Origin of the sequence: Halorarum halophilum (assembly GCF_013401515.1) — an archaeon.
GTDB classification, from domain to species: Archaea; Halobacteriota; Halobacteria; order Halobacteriales; family Haloferacaceae; genus Halorarum; species Halorarum halophilum.
The window spans coordinates 513676-533293 of record NZ_CP058529.1; the positions used below are offsets into that span (position 1 = coordinate 513676).

The 19618-nt window shown below is 62.8% G+C and carries 21 protein-coding genes and 1 tRNA gene; 9 read left to right on the forward strand and 13 right to left on the reverse strand.

Annotation, left to right across the window (positions count from 1 at the left end; genetic code table 11):
- Positions 1 to 926 precede the first annotated feature (926 nt).
- Positions 927 to 1130 (reverse strand): hypothetical protein, encoded by a 204-nt coding sequence (locus HUG10_RS02630; RefSeq protein ID WP_179168077.1) that lies wholly within the window; start codon positions 1128 to 1130, stop codon positions 927 to 929.
- Positions 1131 to 1183: 53 nt separating this feature from the next.
- Between HUG10_RS02630 and HUG10_RS02635 the strand changes: the two genes are divergently transcribed.
- The 5 genes from HUG10_RS02635 to HUG10_RS02655 all read left to right on the forward strand — a co-directional run bounded on the left by HUG10_RS02635 (position 1184) and on the right by HUG10_RS02655 (position 6739).
- The gene (locus HUG10_RS02635) at positions 1184 to 1456 is read left to right on the forward strand and encodes a four-helix bundle copper-binding protein (RefSeq protein WP_394354999.1); all 273 of its coding nucleotides are present in this window, start codon (positions 1184 to 1186) and stop codon (positions 1454 to 1456) included.
- Positions 1457 to 1967: 511 nt separating this feature from the next.
- Complete coding sequence (locus tag HUG10_RS02640) at positions 1968 to 3983, forward strand: copper-translocating P-type ATPase (RefSeq protein WP_394355000.1); 2016 nt, start codon at positions 1968 to 1970, stop codon at positions 3981 to 3983.
- Positions 3984 to 4102: 119 nt separating this feature from the next.
- Positions 4103 to 4633 (forward strand): VIT1/CCC1 transporter family protein, encoded by a 531-nt coding sequence (locus HUG10_RS02645; protein WP_179168079.1) that lies wholly within the window; start codon positions 4103 to 4105, stop codon positions 4631 to 4633.
- Positions 4634 to 6232: an SLC13 family permease gene (locus HUG10_RS02650; RefSeq protein WP_179168080.1), complete on the forward strand. Its 1599-nt coding sequence runs from the start codon at positions 4634 to 4636 to the stop codon at positions 6230 to 6232.
- Positions 6233 to 6373: 141 nt separating this feature from the next.
- Complete coding sequence (locus HUG10_RS02655; RefSeq protein ID WP_179168081.1) at positions 6374 to 6739, forward strand: SHOCT domain-containing protein; 366 nt, start codon at positions 6374 to 6376, stop codon at positions 6737 to 6739.
- Positions 6740 to 7046: 307 nt separating this feature from the next.
- Here the strand turns inward: HUG10_RS02655 and HUG10_RS02660 are convergent, their stop codons facing one another.
- The 9 genes from HUG10_RS02660 to HUG10_RS02695 form a co-directional block, all read right to left on the reverse strand.
- Positions 7047 to 7811: an SDR family NAD(P)-dependent oxidoreductase gene (locus tag HUG10_RS02660; RefSeq protein WP_179168082.1), complete on the reverse strand. Its 765-nt coding sequence runs from the start codon at positions 7809 to 7811 to the stop codon at positions 7047 to 7049.
- Positions 7812 to 8039: 228 nt separating this feature from the next.
- Positions 8040 to 9308: an MFS transporter gene (locus tag HUG10_RS02665; RefSeq protein ID WP_179168083.1), complete on the reverse strand. Its 1269-nt coding sequence runs from the start codon at positions 9306 to 9308 to the stop codon at positions 8040 to 8042.
- A 17-nt stretch (positions 9309 to 9325) separates the two neighbouring features.
- Positions 9326 to 10450 (reverse strand): MBL fold metallo-hydrolase, encoded by a 1125-nt coding sequence (locus HUG10_RS02670; RefSeq protein WP_179170977.1) that lies wholly within the window; start codon positions 10448 to 10450, stop codon positions 9326 to 9328.
- Positions 10451 to 10830: 380 nt separating this feature from the next.
- Entirely contained in the window at positions 10831 to 11235 is a 405-nt protein-coding gene (locus tag HUG10_RS02675; RefSeq protein WP_179168084.1) for a helix-turn-helix domain-containing protein, read from the reverse strand.
- A 66-nt stretch (positions 11236 to 11301) separates the two neighbouring features.
- On the reverse strand, positions 11302 to 12303 hold the full coding sequence (locus HUG10_RS02680; protein ID WP_179168085.1) for a sulfite exporter TauE/SafE family protein: 1002 nt from the start codon (positions 12301 to 12303) through the stop codon (positions 11302 to 11304).
- 2 nt (positions 12304 to 12305) lie between these two features.
- A complete protein-coding gene (locus tag HUG10_RS22245) occupies positions 12306 to 12455 on the reverse strand; it encodes a DUF7512 family protein (RefSeq protein ID WP_449272355.1) in 150 nt (49 codons plus the stop codon).
- A 93-nt stretch (positions 12456 to 12548) separates the two neighbouring features.
- Positions 12549 to 13019 carry a YeeE/YedE family protein gene (locus HUG10_RS02685; RefSeq protein ID WP_179168086.1) on the reverse strand — a complete coding sequence of 157 codons (471 nt, stop codon included), beginning with the start codon at positions 13017 to 13019 and terminating at the stop codon, positions 12549 to 12551.
- Positions 13016 to 13513: a YeeE/YedE family protein gene (locus HUG10_RS02690; RefSeq protein WP_179168087.1), complete on the reverse strand. Its 498-nt coding sequence runs from the start codon at positions 13511 to 13513 to the stop codon at positions 13016 to 13018. The genes HUG10_RS02685 and HUG10_RS02690 overlap by 4 nt, the downstream gene beginning before the upstream one ends.
- The gene (locus HUG10_RS02695) at positions 13513 to 14694 is read right to left on the reverse strand and encodes an MBL fold metallo-hydrolase (protein ID WP_179168088.1); all 1182 of its coding nucleotides are present in this window, start codon (positions 14692 to 14694) and stop codon (positions 13513 to 13515) included. The genes HUG10_RS02690 and HUG10_RS02695 overlap by 1 nt, the downstream gene beginning before the upstream one ends.
- A 204-nt stretch (positions 14695 to 14898) precedes the next feature.
- Here HUG10_RS02695 and HUG10_RS02700 point away from each other — a divergent pair, with 204 nt between their 5' ends.
- Genes HUG10_RS02700 through HUG10_RS02715 form a run of 4 tightly spaced genes read left to right on the forward strand, consistent with a single transcriptional unit; the run spans position 14899 to position 16628 of the window.
- The gene (locus HUG10_RS02700; RefSeq protein WP_179168089.1) at positions 14899 to 15144 is read left to right on the forward strand and encodes a sulfurtransferase TusA family protein; all 246 of its coding nucleotides are present in this window, start codon (positions 14899 to 14901) and stop codon (positions 15142 to 15144) included.
- Positions 15141 to 15713, forward strand: coding sequence for a DsrE/DsrF/DrsH-like family protein (locus tag HUG10_RS02705; protein ID WP_179168090.1), 573 nt, complete (start codon positions 15141 to 15143; stop codon positions 15711 to 15713). The genes HUG10_RS02700 and HUG10_RS02705 overlap by 4 nt, the downstream gene beginning before the upstream one ends.
- 59 nt (positions 15714 to 15772) lie before the next feature.
- Positions 15773 to 16183 carry a DUF302 domain-containing protein gene (locus HUG10_RS02710; protein WP_179168091.1) on the forward strand — a complete coding sequence of 137 codons (411 nt, stop codon included), beginning with the start codon at positions 15773 to 15775 and terminating at the stop codon, positions 16181 to 16183.
- Positions 16176 to 16628 (forward strand): response regulator, encoded by a 453-nt coding sequence (locus tag HUG10_RS02715; RefSeq protein ID WP_179168092.1) that lies wholly within the window; start codon positions 16176 to 16178, stop codon positions 16626 to 16628. The genes HUG10_RS02710 and HUG10_RS02715 overlap by 8 nt, the downstream gene beginning before the upstream one ends.
- Before the next feature lie 113 nt (positions 16629 to 16741).
- Here the strand turns inward: HUG10_RS02715 and HUG10_RS02720 are convergent, their stop codons facing one another.
- The 3 genes from HUG10_RS02720 to HUG10_RS02730 all read right to left on the reverse strand — a co-directional run bounded on the left by HUG10_RS02720 (position 16742) and on the right by HUG10_RS02730 (position 19332).
- Positions 16742 to 17023: a hypothetical protein gene (locus tag HUG10_RS02720; protein ID WP_179168093.1), complete on the reverse strand. Its 282-nt coding sequence runs from the start codon at positions 17021 to 17023 to the stop codon at positions 16742 to 16744.
- 864 nt (positions 17024 to 17887) lie between these two features.
- A tRNA-Ala gene (locus tag HUG10_RS02725) sits at positions 17888 to 17959 on the reverse strand.
- A 119-nt stretch (positions 17960 to 18078) separates the two neighbouring features.
- Positions 18079 to 19332 (reverse strand): hypothetical protein, encoded by a 1254-nt coding sequence (locus HUG10_RS02730; protein ID WP_179168094.1) that lies wholly within the window; start codon positions 19330 to 19332, stop codon positions 18079 to 18081.
- Positions 19333 to 19618: the final 286 nt, after the last annotated feature.

Sequence of the window (19618 nt, forward strand, 5' to 3'; positions counted from 1 at the left end):
TCTGATTTCTAGTGGACGACCAGTAGGTATCGAAAAAGCCCAAAACGGTTGACGATTAGGCATTCGCCTTATTCCCGGGTAAGCCATTTCTCGAACAGAGATGGGAGAATCCGCCGTCGAAGGGCGGACGCGGAACGCCAGAACCACATGAGTAACCAAAAATCGGCCTACCAGAAACGGACTGAGAACCCCCTTGATATCCACAAGCGGGGTAGTGTTGAGAGGGGATCGTACGTTCAGGACCTCGTCGACACGTCGATAGAGGCGACGGAAACCATTCTTCAGAAGGTTGAGCGTGACACCCATGAGCGTACTTCCCGGCGAGCCACGGTAGAACGTCAGACCGGATGTGAACTCTTCTGACTGATCTCACCAGATCGATTTGCGCGTCCTCACACTGCTGACGACCCCGACGAAGATTCTGCCGGACTTGGTGACTGAATCATCTACTGTAGAAGATCGCCGGACGGGGGCTACCGAGGGTGATGACGGAAGGGAGCTACGGGAGATACTAATGCCCGGAAATACCGCCGTGAGCGGTGCAATGTCGGGTGAGCCTTCAAAATACATCGGCACCCGCTATCGATCGTAGCGACCGCCGCAAATGATGGACTCGCCGGGGCTTCGTCCATACGGATGCCTGCCGAAACTCGGGTAGAAGCGTCGTCCATCTGTCGTGGAGTGGAGTTTGTCATCGCTGTCACGCCTCCTCCATGAACTCTCGTCGAATCTGCATCTTCTCGCGCTCGGTGCGTTCGTCGTAGTGCTGGTCGAGCACCTCCTTCGAGACGTCCGTATGCGCCTAGCTTCCCCAGCCGGCGATTGACCTCTTCGCGACTGTGATCGAAGTTCATGGGCGACGATTGTGGGGGTGAGGATGAGTTTAGACGAGTGAAACAGCTCAATAATCGAATCGTCCATGGGTGTCATCCAGTCTGCTGGCTTGCGAATTTGTGAGGGTTCGTGGAGCAAGGCCGGACCCACTCTTCCTTTCGAAGGACGTTATTGACGGGGCTGTAGAGGCCAAGGATGACCAGAAGTGCAGCAATTCCGTGAATCCAGTGGAGGAGGTTGGGCGAGACCACCTCCATAACCGATCCACCGACGACGAACAGGATCAGTCCGGTCACAGTGACCAGCAGTGGCCGGCGATAGCTGGCAAACGCGGATCGACGTAGAGGATATACACAAGTTCGAGTCCGACGACGAGGCTGACGGGGGCGAGGGGATGGCGAAGTGTCTCCGTCTCTGCCGGATTGTGGCTGATCTGACGACCCTGCACGCTCGGTTCATGGCCCGGAATTCGGGCTACGGTGCCGAACTCGCGGAGGCCTGTGCCGGCGCCTTTGAGGAGTATGCCGAGGAGTGCGACTGCCACGACGCTGAACACTGTCAGGTCTGCGCGGATATCCTTCGCGACTGCGCTGAGAGCTATCGGAACATGATGTCGGCGTAACCGTTCCGATGGCGTTTTCAGAGGAGAACCGATCCACGATCAATCCGCTTTCAGACGACTCTGACCGTTTCGCTGTGAGAAGACGATGTTTTCGAATCCATCAGCATGAGACGAGTACGACAGTCCGAACAAGATAATCATCGTGAGCTCAGAAGCACCCGTGATGGCGCTTCCGGCTGCCGCCTAGAGCGCGTGTTCAGGCGATCGCTGGCCTTGGATCGACCACACATCCATCACCCTCGGTACCGTACGTTCCTGTAATCCAATACTCATGAGCAACAACGACGACTCGTCTAACGGGGAACTACCGTCGGAGAACCTCCCCCACAGCGGTCATAGACACGGAGACGGTAACGAGACGGCCGAGTCAGCTACGGAGTCCCAGGTCGAGCAGTCGATGCTCAGGGAGGAGGCCGGGGACGCCGCCGAGGCCCAGCGCGAGGTTACAGCGCACGACGAACACGAGACGGACCATAGAGACGGGAGCCACGGCCACGGAGACCATGGAGGCATGCACGAAGGGCACGAAGAGATGTTCCGGCGGCGGTTCTTCGTCTCGACTCTGCTCTCCATCCCGGTGCTCCTCTACAGCGAGATGCTCCAGGAATGGCTCGGTTTCTCAGTTCCCGCGTTCCCCGGCAGCGAATGGATCAACCCCGTCTTCGCGGTGATCGTCTTCGCCTACGGGGGTGTCCCATTCCTCCGGATGGCGGCTCCGGAGCTGAAAGACCAGGCGCCGGGCATGATGACGCTCATCTCGATGGCGATCACCGTCGCCTTCGTCTACAGCCTTGCCAGCGTCATCTTTCCCACGACGTCGGCGTTCTTCTGGGAATTGGTGACGCTGATCGACATCATGCTGCTCGGCCACTGGATCGAGATGCGGTCGGTCCGGCGGGCCTCGAGTGCGCTCGACGAACTGGCGAAGCTCATGCCGGATACCGCCGAGCGAATCACCGAAGATGGGGAGGTGGAGCAGGTCCCAGTAACCGAGCTTTCAGAGGGGGACCTCGTGCTCGTGCGTCCCGGTGCGAGCGTTCCCGCCGACGGCGTCGTCGCGGAGGGCGACTCGGACGTGAACGAGTCGATGATCACCGGGGAATCCCGGCCGGTCTCGAAGGAACCCGACGACGAGGTGATCGGTGGCACCATCAACGGTGATGGGAGCCTTCGTATCCGCGTCGACGCCACCGGTGACGAGACAACGCTTGCAGGAATCATGCGACTAGTCGATGAGGCCCAGGGGAGCAAATCCCAGACCCAGGTCCTCGCCGATCGAGCTGCGGGCTGGCTGTTCTACGTCGCGCTCGCCGCAGCGATCGTGACCGGCATCGCGTGGACTGTCGCCGTTTCGTTCGATGCTACGGTCATCGAACGGGTCGTGACGGTCCTCGTTATCGCCTGCCCGCACGCGCTCGGACTCGCCATCCCGCTCGTCGTCGCGATCAACACCTCGCTGGCCGCTCGAAACGGGATGCTCGTCCGCGATCGCGTCGCCATGGAGGAGGCGCGGAACCTGGATGCGATCATCTTCGACAAGACGGGGACGCTCACCGAAGGTGAGCACGGCGTCGTCGACATGGCGACCGTCGAAGGTGTCGACGGGGACGAGGCCCTCTCGCTGGCGGCGGCAGTCGAGGGCGACTCCGAACACATGATCGCCCGCGCCATCCGTCAGGCTGCCGATGAACGTGGGATCGGCGTGCCTCCTGCAGCCGACTTCGAGGCGATGAAAGGCCGTGGTGTCCGTGCGAGCGTCGACGGTGACGAGGTGTACGTGGGTGGTCCGAACCTCCTGAACCACCTGAACAGCAACGTTCCGTCCGCTCTGCGAAGCTTCGCCGACGAGGCAGGCGAGAACGCACAGACCGTCGTGTACCTCGTCCGGGAGGGAGACCCGATTGCTGCCTTCGCCATGGCAGACGTGATCCGTGAGGAGAGCTACCGCGTCGTCGACGCGCTTCACGACCTCGGCATCGAGGTGGCGATGCTCACTGGAGACTCACAGGACGTGGCTGACGCAGTGGCCGAGGAACTGGGCATCGACACGGTCTTCGCCGAGGTATTACCCGAAGATAAAGACAAGAAAGTGATCGAACTGCAAGAACAGGGCAAGCTCGTGGCAATGGTCGGCGACGGCGTCAACGACGCGCCGGCGCTCACGCGGGCCGACGTCGGCATCGCCATCGGAAGCGGGACGGACGTGGCGGTGCAGTCGGCGGACGTCATCCTCGTCAAGAACAACCCGATGGACGTCGTCCGCCTCGTGAAATTGAGCAAGGCAAGCTACCGGAAAATGCAGGAGAACATCGTGTGGGCCGCCGGGTACAACATCTTCGCCATTCCGCTGGCAGCGGGTGTCCTTGCCCCGATCGGCATCCTCCTATCGCCGGCGGTCGGCGCACTCCTGATGTCGCTGAGCACGGTAATCGTCGCGATCAATGCTCAGTTGCTCCGTCGGGTCGACCTCTCTGTGCCGGGGATTCCAGGAGTATCGACGCCGGGGCAGGCAGAACCCGCAAACTAGCAGTTCTGGACGAACCACCGTCTTGATACAGCATCACGTAACTCCTGCACACGTAGCTGTCACTGTCTCTCTTGCGGTTCACAGTACCGTTAACCGGTCGGCGCTTCAGGTGTTGAGCAATGCTCGAACGACTGCTCGGTGACGAACTCGACGATGTTGGTGGCTACATCGCCGAGCTGATTTACGGCGCAAACGACGGCATCGTCACGACGTTCGCGGTCGTCGCCGGCGTCGCGGGTGCGGCGCTCGATCCGGCGATCGTCCTGATTCTGGGCGTCGCGAACCTACTGGCGGACGGCTTCTCGATGGGGATGAGCAACTACCTCAGCCAGCGCTCGGAGCGAGATTATCTGGCTGCCCAGGGGACAGGGGCCACGGACAGCCGGCCGCCGATCTACACGGCCGCGGTGACCTTTCTGGCGTTCGTCGTTGCCGGCTGGGCACCGCTGGTCCCGTACGCTTTCGGCATCGACGCGACGTTTCGGTTCTCTATCGTGGTGACTGGGGTCGCATTCTTCGTCGTCGGGACGAGCCGGAGCCTCGTGACGGATCGTCGGTGGTACCTCGCCGGGACGGAGATGTTCACGGTCGGGATGCTCGCAGCCGGCGTCGCCTACGCCGCTGGCGTAGCGCTAGGTGGACTCGCATAGATGGCCGACCGCCGGTCCCTCCTGGCCGCCGTCGTCGCGTTCGTCGCCGTTGCCGTCGTTCCAGTCGATGGGCTCTCTCCTGCCGCTCAGTTCGCACTCGCCACGGCGATCTTCGCCGGGACACTCTGGGTCACAGGTGGGCTCCCGTTGCCGATTACGGCGCTGACGATCCCAGTCCTCCTGACCGCGTTCGGCGTCGTGCCGACGACCGCCGCTGCCGTTGTCGGATTCGCCGACCCCATCATCTTCCTGTTACTCGCGGGGTTCGTCCTCGCAGAAGCCCTGCAGAAGCACGGGACTGACCGTCGGATCGCGTACCACGTCCTCGCCTCCGTCCGGACCTCCCCACGGCGAATCGTCTTGGCCGTCATGCTGGCGACGGCAGCACTGTCGATGGTGATCTCGAACTCCGCGACGACGGCAATGATGGTCCCCATCGCGATCGGCATCGCCGACCGCGTCCTCGAGGATGCTGAAGTAGCGGACGGGGCTGGCCAGGCTACGGACGCGTCTGTCTCTGAGATGGCCGTGGACGAAGCTGAGGCGGGTACGGGCAGGGGGACTGTCAGCGATCGGTCGAACTTCCAGCTCGCGATGGTACTTGGCGTTGCCTACGCGGCCAGCATCGGTGGCGTCGGGACCCTCATCGGCACCCCGCCGAACGCCATCCTCGTTTCGCAGCTCTCCGAGCGGCTCGGCTATACCATCACGTTTGGCGAGTGGTTGCTCGTGGGTATCCCGTTCGTCGTCGTCGGCCTCCCGTTGACGTGGTACGTCCTCGCCTTCGTCGTGTATCCTCCGGAGGTCACGGACGTGAGCGCTGCCAGGGTCGAGGCCCAGCGCTATCTTCAGGAGGCGGGAGCGCCGTCAGCCGCTGAACGGCGTGTCCTCCTGATCACCGGCCTGACTGCCGGACTGTGGTTGCTCGGCGGCCTCGGATTCCTCTTCGAGGGAGTTCTTCCGTCAACGTGGTACGTCACCCTGTTCGGGGGTGCCGACGGGAACCTCTTCGGAGCCGGACCGCACCAGGGGGCCCTCTACTACGTGACTGTCGGGTTGGCAGCGATTCCGGCACTCTCGATAGCAGGCGTGCTCGCGTGGGACGACGTCCAGCGGATCGACTGGGGGACGATCGTCCTGCTCGGCGGTGGGATCACGCTGGCGAACGCGCTCGCGGTGACGAACGCGACGCAGTGGCTCGCGGAGAACGCCGTCGGCTCGCTCGCTGGCGCGCCCGTTCTCCTGGTTGCACTCGCCATCGCCGTTATCACGATCGCCGTCTCCGAGATCGCCTCGAACACCGCGATGGCGGCCATCTCGGTCCCGATCTTGATCGCTATGGGACCACAGTACGCCGAGCAGTTCGGCGCAGACCCGATCACAGCCAGCGTCTTTCTCGCCGTTACCGGCGGGATCGCCGCGAGCTTTGGATTCGCGCTGCCGGTTGCAACGCCGCCGAACGCGATTGCATTTGGCACGGGGGAAATGACGAAGGACGATATGCTCCGGCCGGGCCTCGTCCTTGACGTCGCAATGGCCGTAGTAACCGCGGTTCTCTCCTACGGATTGTTCACTGTCGTCTGGCCGTTCGTCGGATAAGACGTCGAGGACTCGGAAGCACTGGTTGCCGCCATCACGGTGATTGCCTTCCGCAGATCGGGACTCCCATCTCGGAACCATGGACGCAGGGGTGTACTTATACCCACACAGAGGCAATCTAGCGGTCGAGGAATACAGACCATGGCCAGCCAGCAACAGGGTGATTCGTTCGTCCGCGTCGTCCTCGTAGTCCTCGGCGTCATCGTCCTCTTTCCGGTTCTGATGATGGTGTTCGCGATGCCGATGATGGGAATGATGGGCTGGTGGTGGGGTGGAAACAGCTCTGCCATGGGCCTCTCACCGCTCTGGGGCATCGGGATGATGCTCCTCTTTCTCGCCGTGTTACTCGGCATCGGGTACCTTCTCTACCGTGGGATCACCAATAGTCGCGTCCACGAATACGACCGGGCAATCGAGGAACTTCGGACGGCGTACGCCCGTGGCGACCTGAGCGACGAGGAGTACGAGCAGCGACGCCAGCGGCTTCAGCGGGATCGGAGTTCGTAGCAGAAGGTCCCGGCACACGTCAAGCGGCTGGAGTTGCGTCCTATTCAGAAGCAACGGGCCGAACAGTTGGCCGAACGCTTGATCGCGAACGAAGCCACCGCGCTCGATACGCTTGCTCGCGAATATTATCGATGGGTCCATCGCCGGGAGAGTATTCAGTAGATTACTAACACAATCTGCCATTGGATGACTGCTCGACAGTTGAACCAGTCCGGTTCTCAAGCTAGCTGCAACAGATTTCGGAAATCAGTCTACAATCGATGCTGAGCATTGAGAGGGGAACAGATGACTCGTACCACGGCGGCAACTACTGGCTCAGATAGCCACCATCGACGTCGAGGGCTTCCCCGGTGACGAAGGACGCATCATCATCACACAACCAGAGGACCGCGTTCGCGACCTCCTCGGAGGTTCCGAGCCGATCCATGGCATGGCGGCGCTCGATCTGGTCGCGAACCTCGGGATCGCTCGTAATGCCACCCTCCGCGAGAAGTGGAGTATCGATGAACCCCGGGCAGACGGCGTTCACGCGGACGCCGGTCTCACCATTCTCCAAGGCGGCGGTCTTCGTCAGGCCGAGGACGCCATGTTTCGCGGCGACGTACCCCGATGCCGTCTCGAATCCGACCTTCCCGAGGACCGAGGAGTTGTTCACGACGACGCCCCCGGCGTCCTGGTTCTGCATCTGGCTGAGCTCGGCCTGCATGCAGTTGAACACGCCGACGAGGTTCGCGTTGATGACTGCCCGCCACTTCTCAGCGGGGTAGTCGGTGACCGGACCCCGTGCACCACCGATGCCAGCGTTATTGAACGCGTAGTCGAGGCGACCGAACTCCTCGACGGCGGTGTCCACCATCGCCTGAGTCGCCGCCAAATCGGTCACGTCCGTCTCGACGAAGACGGCGTCCCCCCCGGCGGCCTCGATGTCAGCGACCGTTTTCTCGCCACCTTCGACGTCGACATCGGCGACGACGACGCTCGTCCCGCGGTCAGCGAACTCGAGAGCGGTCGTCTGTCCGATTCCTGAGCCACCACCGGTGACGACTGCCACTGCGTCGTCGAACGAAACCATGTTCGAACGATCGATTCGCGGGACCAAAAGAACGAGGGCAGATCCCTGACTGGCCTGGAAGCACTGGTGCCCTCTCCCCTGATTCACGTTCCGCACGCACCTCATTTTGTGTTCACCCTCATCTCGACAGCGAGAAGCTATTCTCAGCCCACGTTGTCAGGGGGGTTTCGCTCCGACAAGGTGTCTCTCTCGATAGAACCCGGTAGAATACGGGTCGTCGGTTCGTGGTTAGCTCGGTTGTTCGGTCTCCTCGGCTTGTGGGTTTGGCTGCTCTAGTTCCGGATGCGTCTCTCGCATCCAGACGAGCACGATTCCGCCCGACAGGAACATCGCTGCGGCGACGACGTAGAACGCGGCCGCCGTCGAAACGAGATCTGCTGTGACTCCGATCGTGATGGCCCCGAACCCGTAGCCGGCGTCACGCCACATTCGATAGACACCGAGACCGGTCGCTCGCCACGTCGGGTGGGCGGCGTCACCGACGACCGTAATCAGGTTCGGGTAGAGGAGCGCCATCCCCACGCCCGTCACACCAGCAGCGAGGAGCCAGCTCCAGTACCCAGTTACAAGGCCCGTCGCGAGCACGCCGACGCCGGCCAGGAACATTCCAGCGACGACGGGCGGACGCCGCCCGACCTCGTCTGCGAGCTGTCCCGTGAACAGCTGCAGAACTCCCCAGACCCCGCCGTACACGCCGACGACAACTCCAACCTGTGCGACTGACAATCCGGCGGTAGTCAGGTAGAGTGGGTACGCGATCCAGACGAGAGCGTCGACGAACTTCTCGACACTGCCGGCCTGTGATGCTGCAAAGAGAGTTTTGTCACCCCACGTCGTGCGTGCCAGAATCGCACGAAACGGGAGGTCGGCGTCCGCGTCGTCGGCCTCGTTCTCGGCCTCGGCCTCCGCGTAGGGGAGCGTTTCCTCGACCAGCAGTATCGAAACGATGAGGGCGAACACGATGACGCCCGCGAGCAAGTAGAAGGGCGCGGGACGAAGTCCGTACTGCGCGGCGAGGACGCCCGTGACCCAGGCGCCGACTGCGACGCCACCGTACCCGAAGGCCTCGTCGAGTCCGACGGCGAGACCACGCGCGTCACCGCCGGCGAGGTCGATCTTCGCATTGACACTCATACTCCACGCCAGTCCCTGGTTGATGCCGAGGAGGACGTTCCCGACTGAGATCCACCACCAGTTCGGTGCGTAGACGAGGATGACGGGAATCGGCAGCGCGACGAGCCAGCCGGCGACGAGGATCGGTTTGCGTCCGTACGACTCCGACCATTTCCCGCCATAGAGGTTGAGGAGCGCCTTCACGAAACCGAAGCTGACCACGAACGAGCCGATGACCAGCATCGACTCAACACCGAGCACGTCCCGGCCGATGACCGGGACGACGTTCCGCTCGGCGCCGATGGTGAGCCCAACGGCGAACACCGTGAGCAACTGAATCGCGAACTGCGGCCAATTCCGTCGGATTCCCTGCGTGTACGACATATAAAAGACGGGCGTCGTCAGTTCGCCGCGCAGTTGTTCGGACCGAGTTCGAGGGACTCGACGTCACTTCCGGGCTGTTGTTTGCCCCAGTTGATCTGCTTGATCTCGTTGTAGTTCGCCGGTTCGTCGGCGAGACTCTCGACGATGGTTTCGACGAACGCGGTCTCGTCGTCGTCCTCAACGTAGCTGAGGAGTTCGTTCGTCGTCTCTGCCCGGAGATCACCGAGCGCCGTTGCGAGCGGTCGAACTTCCTCGTCACTGAAGTGCCCGGGGAGGACCACCGTGTCGGCACTGCGGTCGGTGAGCCGATCGAGGCTGTCGAACAGTTGGCTTGCGGCCTCTCGAACGGCGTCCTCCGAGCTATCTTCGAGGTCGGGGCGACCGACGCTCCGGAGGAACAGCGTGTCCCCGGAGAGGAGGGCGTCGCCGTACTCGAAGGAGACGCTGCCGGGCGTGTGGCCGGGCGTGTAGACGACGGTCAGCGAGCGCTCACCGACGTCTATCGTGTCGCCATCCGCGAGTTGCGTCACGTTGTCGAGCGCTCCCGCATCCTCGGCGTGGAGGTAGTAGGGAACGTCGAGTTCGCCCGCGAGACGACGCGCACCGGAAACGTGGTCGGCGTGCGCGTGGGTGTCCGCGACGCCGACGATGTCGAGGTCCCGTTCGTCGGCAGCGATCAGATACTCGTCGATGTACTGAGAGGGATCGACGACGACTGCGTCGTCACCGTCGTGGACGAGATAGGAGACGCACCCCGTTCCGGGGCGAACGATCTGGACGACGCCGTCGACGTCATCGAGGTCGTACTGGCGGTGCACTCGACCCCAGCCGTTCATCCCGTTCTCGATGGACTCTGCGTCGAAGCCGTGGTCGCGGAGGAACTCGGCAGCGCGAGCCGACGTGACGCCGGCGACACAGACGACGGCGATCTCCTCGTCCTTCGGGAGCTCGTCGAGGTGGTCCTCCAGCGTGGAGAAATCGTTCTGGAGGAGTTCGTCGTAGACGGGAATGTTCGTGGTTCCTGGAATCTGCCACTCGTCGTAGTCGTCCTCGTTGCGGACGTCGAGGACGAACAAACCGTCGGCATCGTCGTCCTGGACGCGACGTGCGACCACTTCGGGGTCGAATGCTGTATTGCTCATTACACCCAATACTATACATTCTCGGAACTTAAACTCGTCGGCCTCCGTCGACACTCCCGAGGAAAAATGTTCATCGAACGCGTCGAATAGAGGACTGTACGTCAGAAGGACGGTGAAACCAAGCCGCGTCTGCGGACGGATCAGGTAAGGTTTCGCTCCTTCACGAGTACGGGTCGTGCTCTAGATGGCCCACGACTGCAACCGTGTTCTCCCGTTGGATGCATCTCTGAATGATACCAGTGGAGGCGGAGCTACCTCAGTAGCGACGAGTGGATGCAAGGACGCCTGGATTACGAGTCCCTTCGCCCGAATATACTGAACCAATACGTCGGTGGCGCTGCGCGACCACAGAGCGGTAACGGGGACCTTGTGCTACGCACTCAGCCCTCGGCGGTCGCTGGTGGGCCAGGCTCGTCCGCGTACTTCTCGCTGAACTCGCCGATGAGCTGGCCCATCTTCGCGTACCAGTCGTTCAGGGTGCGCTGCATCTCCTGGGTGATGTCGTCGGCGTCACGGGGCCGGTACACGTGGTAGTACCCTCCTTGTTCGTAGTTCACCTGCTCTTTCTGGATGAACCCTGCCTGCATTAACCGCTGTACCGAGCGGTACGCAGTCGACCGTTCGCGGTCGATCCGGTCGGCGATATCGTCGACCGTAAGCGGGTTCTCGTGCTCGTGCAGCAGCTGAAACACGTTTTTGTCGATCTCCTTTAGATCGTGGAAACACTCCAGCAGTCCCTCACACTGCATGTCCTGCCGGAGCATCTCGCTCATCGAATCAGCCATCAGTTGCCGAACCTACGAGATGCACGGCAAAAAGTGTTTGTAGAGACGAGACAATACTGCGCTCGCCTACGACGTGGTGAGCCGACATACCCTCCCAGTGCGGTCTCCACGGAGTCGACAGACGGCCGCAAGGACGACCGCACCACTCACGAGGATCGCTGCACCGAAGATGAGCGCGATACTCACCATATTGAGCGCGTCGATCCCGTATCCAGTTCCGAGATTCTTCGCAGCGACCGCTCCACTCCCCGCGAGTAGCATCGCCGCGAAATAGCCCTTGATTTCGTCTTCGTCGACGAGTTTCGTCGCGCCCGCTCCGATGCGGGCGCCGAGCGCGCTCCCCGCAAGCAACGCCCCCACGACGGGTAACGCGACAGCCCCTGACTGCGCGTAGACGAACGCTCCGAACGCACCGGAGATGGTGATCTGGAGGATGTCCGTGCCGACTGCTATGGCGGCAGGGACCCCGAGGCCGTACATCATCGCGGGCATCAGGAGGAACCCGCCGCCGACGCCGAGGAACCCGGACAACACGCCGATGGCGAGTCCGACCGCGAAGACGATCGTGCCGGAGACGTGAACGTCGCCCCGTAGCGTCACCATTGGCGGAATGTGGATCGATTGCACGCGGTCTGCAAGGTCACCCGCCTCCGACTCCGAGTCGTCGGCGGAGCTCCGCGCATCACGCAGGGTGAACAGGCCGACGACCGCGAGCAGCCCGATGTATGCAACGCTGATGATGAGGTCGGCCATGCCGGTCGCCTCGAGGAAGAACACGACGCGCTTCCCGACCTCGATGCCGAGCGTCATGGCGACCGTCATGATGGCCGCGAGTTTGTAATCGACCTGACCGTGATCGCGGTGGCGGAGCGCGCCGATGACGCTCGTTCCGAAGACGAACGCGAGCCCGCTCCCGACGGCAACCGTCGACGGGTATCCCATCACGAGCAGTGCTGGGGTCACGAGGAATGAGCCACCCATTCCGAAGAACCCGAAGAGGATCCCTACGAGCAACCCGAATCCGACGAAGACCGCGAGCATCGTGAGGCTCAGTCCGAGGATCGCCATCGTCAGTCACCCCCGAGTTTGTCGAGGAGGGCCGTGCCAGCTACACTGTTGAGTGCACCGTAACCGACGTACAGCACGATGGCCTCTCCGAACACGAGTCCGACCGTGGCGACTGCCTGCCCAGGCCCAGTTAGAGTTTCAAGTCCGAACATCTCACTGTGTCCCCACTATCTTGCTCTGTTGGTTCATTACCGCACAATCCTTCTGCCGCTCAATTGCCAAGGGGAAGTGTCGAAACAGCATTGTTAGTTGGCCGGAGCGTCACTTGTGGATTCAGTACTCTTTGTATCGGACGAGCGCGCGTACCCCTGCACGTATGCGCCGGCGAACATCCCGGCGATCGCCCAGAGGATAGGGTAGTTCCCGATGCCGACGCTGGCGTAGGCAGCCCCCGGGCAGATGCCGGAGACCCCCCAGCCGACGCCGAAGATCGCGCCGCCGATGAGGACGTTCCGGTCGAACGACTTCACGCGTCGCGTGTACGCACTGGCGGTCAGGGGAGCACGGTCCAGGTACCGGGTCGCGACCGCGAACGTGATCCCGGTCACGACCGCCGCGCCGCCCATAACGAACAGGAGGCCGAAGTCCTCGAACTGGAGGAAGTCGAGGACGATCTCGGGCTTGGCCATCCCGCTGAGCGCGAGCCCGAACCCGAAGACGAGCCCCCCGACGTAGATCACGGGGAGGAACAGCGGGCTCCGTTCGCTGTCGCTCACGGCGACACCCCCAACGCCTGCACCAGTTGCGCGGTGCCGATGGCGACGGTGAGGAACGTGGCGACGCTTACGAGCGACGTGCCCGACAGCGAGCCGACGCCGCAGACCCCGTGCCCCGAGGTACACCCCTTTCCGAGGCGAGTGCCGACGCCGACGAGGAAACCGCCGCCGAGCAGTCGCCACCACTGGACGTCGGTCGTCCAGATGCCGGGGTTCAACACGAGCCCGTAGAGGGCCGCGCCGCTGACGATACCGGCGGTGAACACGAGCCGCCAACCCCGCGACTGGAGATACGTGAAGCGGTTGAACCGCGGCACGTTCGAGACGTACGACAGGGTGGACTCGAGGAACGTACTCGCGCCGGCGATGATCCCCGTCGCGAGGTAGATCGTTGCGGCTCCCACCCCGACGAGGACGCCGCCGAGGAGGTACGGCAGGATCCCGCGCGGGAACAGGTCCCCGGACGCGAGCAGTGATGTGAGCGCCTCCAACATCAGTTGGTCAGCGCTCCCTCGCTTGCCGCGCAGTTGTTCGGCCCCAGTTCGAGTTCGAACGCCTCCTCATCGTCGGGCGATTCCCGACCGAGATTGGTGGCGATGATCTCCTCGTAGTTCGCCGGGCGGGGCGGCATGTCCGCGACGATGAACTCGACGAAGGCGTCCTCCGCCATCGTGAGCGCGTCCATCCGCTCGCGCAGCTCGCCGAGTTCGGCGGTGTAGGTACCGTCGTCGTTCGGCGTCGCCGCGTCGCTGAAGTGGGCGGGCGCCACGATCGTCTCCCCGGGGAGCGACAGGACCTCCTCGTGGAGACTCCCGTAGAGCGTCCTCGCGGCGTCCCTCGCGGCTTCGGGGTCCTCGAGGTCAGGTCGGGCGACGCTCTCGGTGAAGAGCCCGTCACCCGTGAACAGCACGTTACCGACCCGGTATGTGGTCATCCCCGACGTGTGGCCGGGCGTGTGAATGACCTCGATCTCCACCTCGCCCAGGGCGAGGGTCTCGCCGTCTGAGACGGTCTCGTAGGGCAGGGTGTACTCGACGCCTCGTTCCGCAGCCGATTTGGGAAGGACCGCCGTCGCGTCGGTTTCCGCGACGAGGGCACGAATTCCGGAGACGTGATCCGCGTGGATGTGTGTATCGAGCGCGTACTCGAGGTCGGCCCCGAGCAGTCGAGCGTCCTGGACGTACTCGTCGGCGAACGCTCGGAGTGGGTCGACGACCGCCGCCTCGCCGCCGGAGACGACGAGGTAGGCGAGACAACCGCTCGACGGTCGCCGATACTGCGCGATCGTCGCGTCGGCGTCCACGTCCAGTTCCTCGTACTCGTACACGCGCGCCCAGCCCTTCATGCCGCGTTCGAGATGTTCGACGTCGTAGTCCGCGGCCTCGAGGTGCTCAGCGACCAGTTCACTTGAGCCCCCCTTCGCGCAGAGAACGGTGATGCGCCGATCGTGGGGAAGCGTGTCGTGGAGCTCCGCTGGAATACCGTCGAGCAACTCGAAGTACGGGTAGTTCACGACGTCGACGGTCTCCCCGTCGATGTGCCACTCCTCGAAGTCGCCTTCCGAGCGCGCGTCGAGGAGAAACACGTCGTCGCCGCTGTCGATGCGGTCTTTGAGTTCCTCGGGCGTGATCGATGCGACCGGTTCGTTGGTGTCGGGATGATTCCCTTCGGTCATCGTCACTCCCATCTACTTGGTCCTATCAGATAAGGCTTCGTATGGTAATCCAATTTCTATACAATACTGATTCTGCAACTCTCGCCATATTTGCCCATGACGTGCTTTAACGCCCATACCACATACATGGTTGTGCTCTCGTGGAGAATTTCTACCGACACCCTTTTCAGAGCAGCCCCAATATTGGGTAGTGAAGTCAATACCATGACCGAGTACGAAGTTACCGAGACGCTCGACGTAAAGGGTCAGAACTGCCCGATGCCCGTCGTCAAGACCAAACAGAACATCGACCAGCTCGCCAGAGGAGATGTCCTCGAAGTCCTCGCGACGGATCCGGGTAGCATGAACGACCTCGGCGGCTGGGCAGCCACGACCGCCGGTGTCGAACTCCTCGATCAGCGGGAGGGCGACGACGTCTACAAACACTACGTCCGCAAGACCGACCAATGAGCACGGACGTACCTGACGGAAAGGCCGACGCCACTCCATCGCGAGCCGAACTGGCGGCGCGTGTCGGGGAGTTGGAGGACCAACTAGCTGCGGCGACTGATGACGACAGCCCGCCGAAGATGTCCATCATCGCGACGAAGGGCACCCTCGACATGGCCTACCCGCCGCTCATCCTTGCGTCGACGGCCGCGGCGTTCGGCTACGACGTCACCGTGTTCCACACGTTCTGGGGCCTCGATATCCTCCACGAGGAGAAGTCGAAGAATCTGAAACTGAGTTCGGTCGGCAACCCGAACATGCCCGTCCCGAACATCGTTGGTGCGCTCCCCGGTATGGACCGCGTGACGACGACGATGATGGGGAAACGGATCGACGACAACGACACGGCGACCATCGAGGAACTCCTCGAAACGTCACTCGACATGGGCGTGGAGTTCCAGGCATGTCAGATGACGATCGATCTGATGGACTATGACGAGGCAGACTTCTACGACGGCGTCACCACGGGCGTCGGTGCGGCAACCGCCATACAGGACATGGCCGAGGCCGATATTCAACTCCTCATCTGATCGTCGTTCCATTCTCATCTGGACACAATTTCTAAGGCATTCCAAGAGAATTGTATGATATGTCCTTTACCATGGACAAGCGAGTTGCGGGCGAGTTCGATGCGGTCGTCGACGAGACCACTGACGCCCTCTCCGAGGAAGGATTCGGCATCCTCTGTGACATCAATATACAGCAGGCGTTCGCTGAGAAACTCGACCTCGACGATGACTACCGACGTTACCGTATCCTCGGTGCCTGCAACCCCTCGCTCGCCCACCACGCCCTGGAATCCGAACTCCGCCTCGGCGCGCTCCTCCCCTGTAACGTCGTCGTCTACGAAACCGACGAAGGTGCAGTCGGAGTGAGCGCAGTCGATCCAACCGTTCTGCTCGGGGTTGTCGACAATTCTGAACTCGACGAGGTTGCAGCTGATGTACGCGACCGCTTCGTCCGCGTCCTCAATCGCCTCCCTGCGGCTACGGATGAGTGAACGCCTCGCCGGCGACCCGGCGGAAATCTTACTTGTCGAGGACAATCCTGGCGATATTCGGCTTACCCAGGAGGCGTTCGAAGAGGGGGAGATCAGGAATACCCTTCGCGTCGTGACCGACGGCGTCGCGGCAATGGACTTCCTCTATCAACGCGGCGACCACGCGGACGCACCCCGACCTGACCTCGTCCTGCTCGATCTGAATCTCCCCCAGAAGAGCGGCCACGAAGTGCTCTCGGAGATCAAGGACGATCCAGAACTGATGCGCATACCTGTGATAATCTTAACGGGCTCGGAAGTCGCCGAGGACATCGTAAGATCGTACGACCACACCGCGAACGCGTACCTCACGAAGCCGGTCGATCCCGACGAGTTCATCGACGTCGTACGGACGTTCAAGCAGTTCTGGCTCTCGATTGTCTCCCTACCCAACCACGAGGACTGAACAGTTCGGATAATTGTTTGCCTCGGTATCTAGTGGGTTTGTCGTCCGCCCTATCGACATCTGCCGGACGACACGCTTGTTCCATCATCTATTCTTAGCGATACCTTCGGCCATCACATCGTCCAGTTCTCGTGCCCGAGACGCGCTCTGTAATCAGCACGCTCTCGACCGTCTTCCCAACTCCTGTCAAAAGGTCTCGCGACGTAGAGCGGGAACGTCTCGTAGGCGCCCTTGGGGAACTCGTCGACGATGACAGTCCGCCCGGCGATGACCTTCCGCTTGTGGGCGTGGGCGTAGTGGCCAATGAGGACGTCCACCTCGTCGGGGTCGAAGTCCCACTTCCGTGTGTACGGACACTCGCCCTCGTGCTGGCAGGGGAGCGGGTCACCGAGCACGCGAGCGGAATGTCATCGTTGAGGCCGGGAACGTGGAGCAAGTAGTGCTCACTCGACCGGCTGCCGGACACCTGTGACGCCGTCGCGGGGAGCGCGTCGACGAGCTCCTCGAACTGCTCCGGCTCGTCGGCGTCGAGGATCGCCAGGTTACCGCGGCAGGCGATTCCGTAGTTGTGCCCGGTCTCGAGGTACGCCTGAAAGACGGGGTCGTCGGGTGCGAAGAGGCTCTCGGGTGTCCGCGGGTGTCGGGTGCCCTTCTCCCGCGGCGGGATGGGGACGAATACCTCTCCAATGTCGGCAAGCGGGCCGTTGAGCGGCGATGCGTTCTGGTCTCCCCGCGTTCGCGCCTCAGATATGTAATCCTCCGACGTGGGGCAGGGTTCCGCCGGAACCGTCGACACCTCCCCAACGCAGTCGGGTGTTTCAGTCTCGTTATCTAAACCGTTGGATGGTTCTGCGGACGTCGACTTGTCGGACGCGCTGGTAGATTCGGCACACGCGTCGCCGTCCGGGACGCACTGCTCGCAGATGGGCGCCCCGAGGAAGGTGTCGGTGGCGAGATCGCTACAGTGAACGCACGGCTCACCCGTCATGGTCGGCACCTTCCGTTGTCGAGCGCCGGGCAGCGCTGCCCGTCCTCCTCGATCTCGATCCCGCAGTAGTCGCAGACGAGGAGGTCGGCAACGCTCGCGCCGACCACCTCAGTTTCCTCACGAAAACGCGAGCAGGCGGGGACCTGCGTCTGAAAAAGTGTTGAACTCCCGTAGCTGAGGGAGCGGTCGTCAGCCCAGAAGTAGCGAATCCGGCTGCCTCAGAGTCAGTACCTTGCGGTCGTGGACCCTGGGTATGGCGCAGGAATCGAAGTGGACTCGCCGGGATTTGAACCCGGGGCCTCTCCCATGCCAAGGGAGTGATCTACCACTGATCTACGAGCCCTCGCACCAGTTCGTAGCCGAGGTTCGGGCATAAACCCCTCGGTTCACGGCGTCCCCTGCGAACGCGTGACGAGGGTGCCGTCGTCGACCCGCCACGCAGGCCCCCCGTACCCAATCCACCTACTCGCCGCCGCGAACGAGCACGTCCACCTGGCCCGCGAGCGACTGCGCGACGGCCTCGAATCGGCCGGTGCTGAGGACGGCGACGACGATGGCGCCGACGGTGTTGAACGCCAGGTCGTGGACGATGTCGCCGGTCCCGTACTGGGCCAGCACTGCGTCCCCACCGACGATCGACGCGACGCCGCCGCTCGCGAACTCCAGGATCTCCCAGACGACGCCCGCGGCGAGCACGAACACGACGACGAAGACGCTTCGGAACGTCGAGTCGAAGTCCACGGAGCGACTGTGGAGTTCGACGGCCCGAGCGACCGCGAAGCCGATGCCCGCGAGGAGCGTCGCCGAGAGGGTGTGCGTGATGGTGTCGTAGAACTCCACGCTCCGGTACGGACCGAGCGCGCCGACGGCGTGGAGGAAGACGGCCACCGTCACCCAGAGGGTCAGTCCGAGATCCATCGGGTAATCGTACTCCCGCCTGAGCGCGGCGGGGACGAACGTGATCAGCAGCGTGAGACCGCCGTTCACGACCAGTCCGATGTTGGCCTGGAGGAGCCCCGCGACCGCGATGAGCGCCAGGATGGCCCGCATGGCTCGGACCGCCGTTCGGTGGTGGCTCCTGTCGCCGGGCAGGTCGACGACGTCCGCGGTCGACTCCCCATCGTGCTCCGTCTCGGCCGTGCCCACGGCCGGTTCGTCGAGTCTCGTCACCCGGTCGGAGATCCGGAAGTAGAGTTCGAAGACGACGCCGGCCAGGATGCCAGTGACGGTCGCGGCCACGAGGTCCCACATCAGTTCGGTCTCGCCGGGGAGGATGTTTGTCCCGAACAGCGCGTCCGAAACCCACGAACCGACGGTCCACACGCTGGCGAACGCCATCGTAGTGAGGACCACGAAGACGACGGCGAACCGCGGAGTCACGGTGAAGGACGTGTATGAGTCGAGGAGGACGACGACGAGCAACGACAGCCCGGCGAGTACGAAGAACGGCGTCGCCACGCTGACGACCGCGGCTGCCCGCACGACCACCGGGATAACGACCAGCACGAGCAACTCGCTCGGCATCGTCACCGCCGGGTCGCGTTCCAGTACGGGCGGAACGACTGCGACCCCGACGACGATCGCCACGAACGCCGCCCAGTCCAGTTCGCCGAGCGTCAGAAACCGCCCCGAACACGCGACGAGTACGGCCGTGGCCAGCCACGCGAACCCCGCGTCGAGCCCCCGTCGGTCGACCAGCGGTCGCAGGGAGACCATGTGGGAATCCGTTGGGCGTCCCGGGACAAAATCGTACTGGCGAGGAGTCGTTCGGGGTTCAGCGTAGCCAGCGTGCGAGCCGGATCGTAGACCCGAAACGGTTTAACCCGCGCCGACGGGATGACACGATGGGAACAGCACGGCCGCAAATCTGACTCGCCCGTCGCGGGCTTCGAGATTGCGGAGGTGCCCCCGTCGGCCAGCCGTATCGGCGCCGTCACCGCGACGCGCGTCGGTGCCACCTGCGGCCGACGGTGGCTCGCTTCTGCGGTGGTGCGTTCCAATT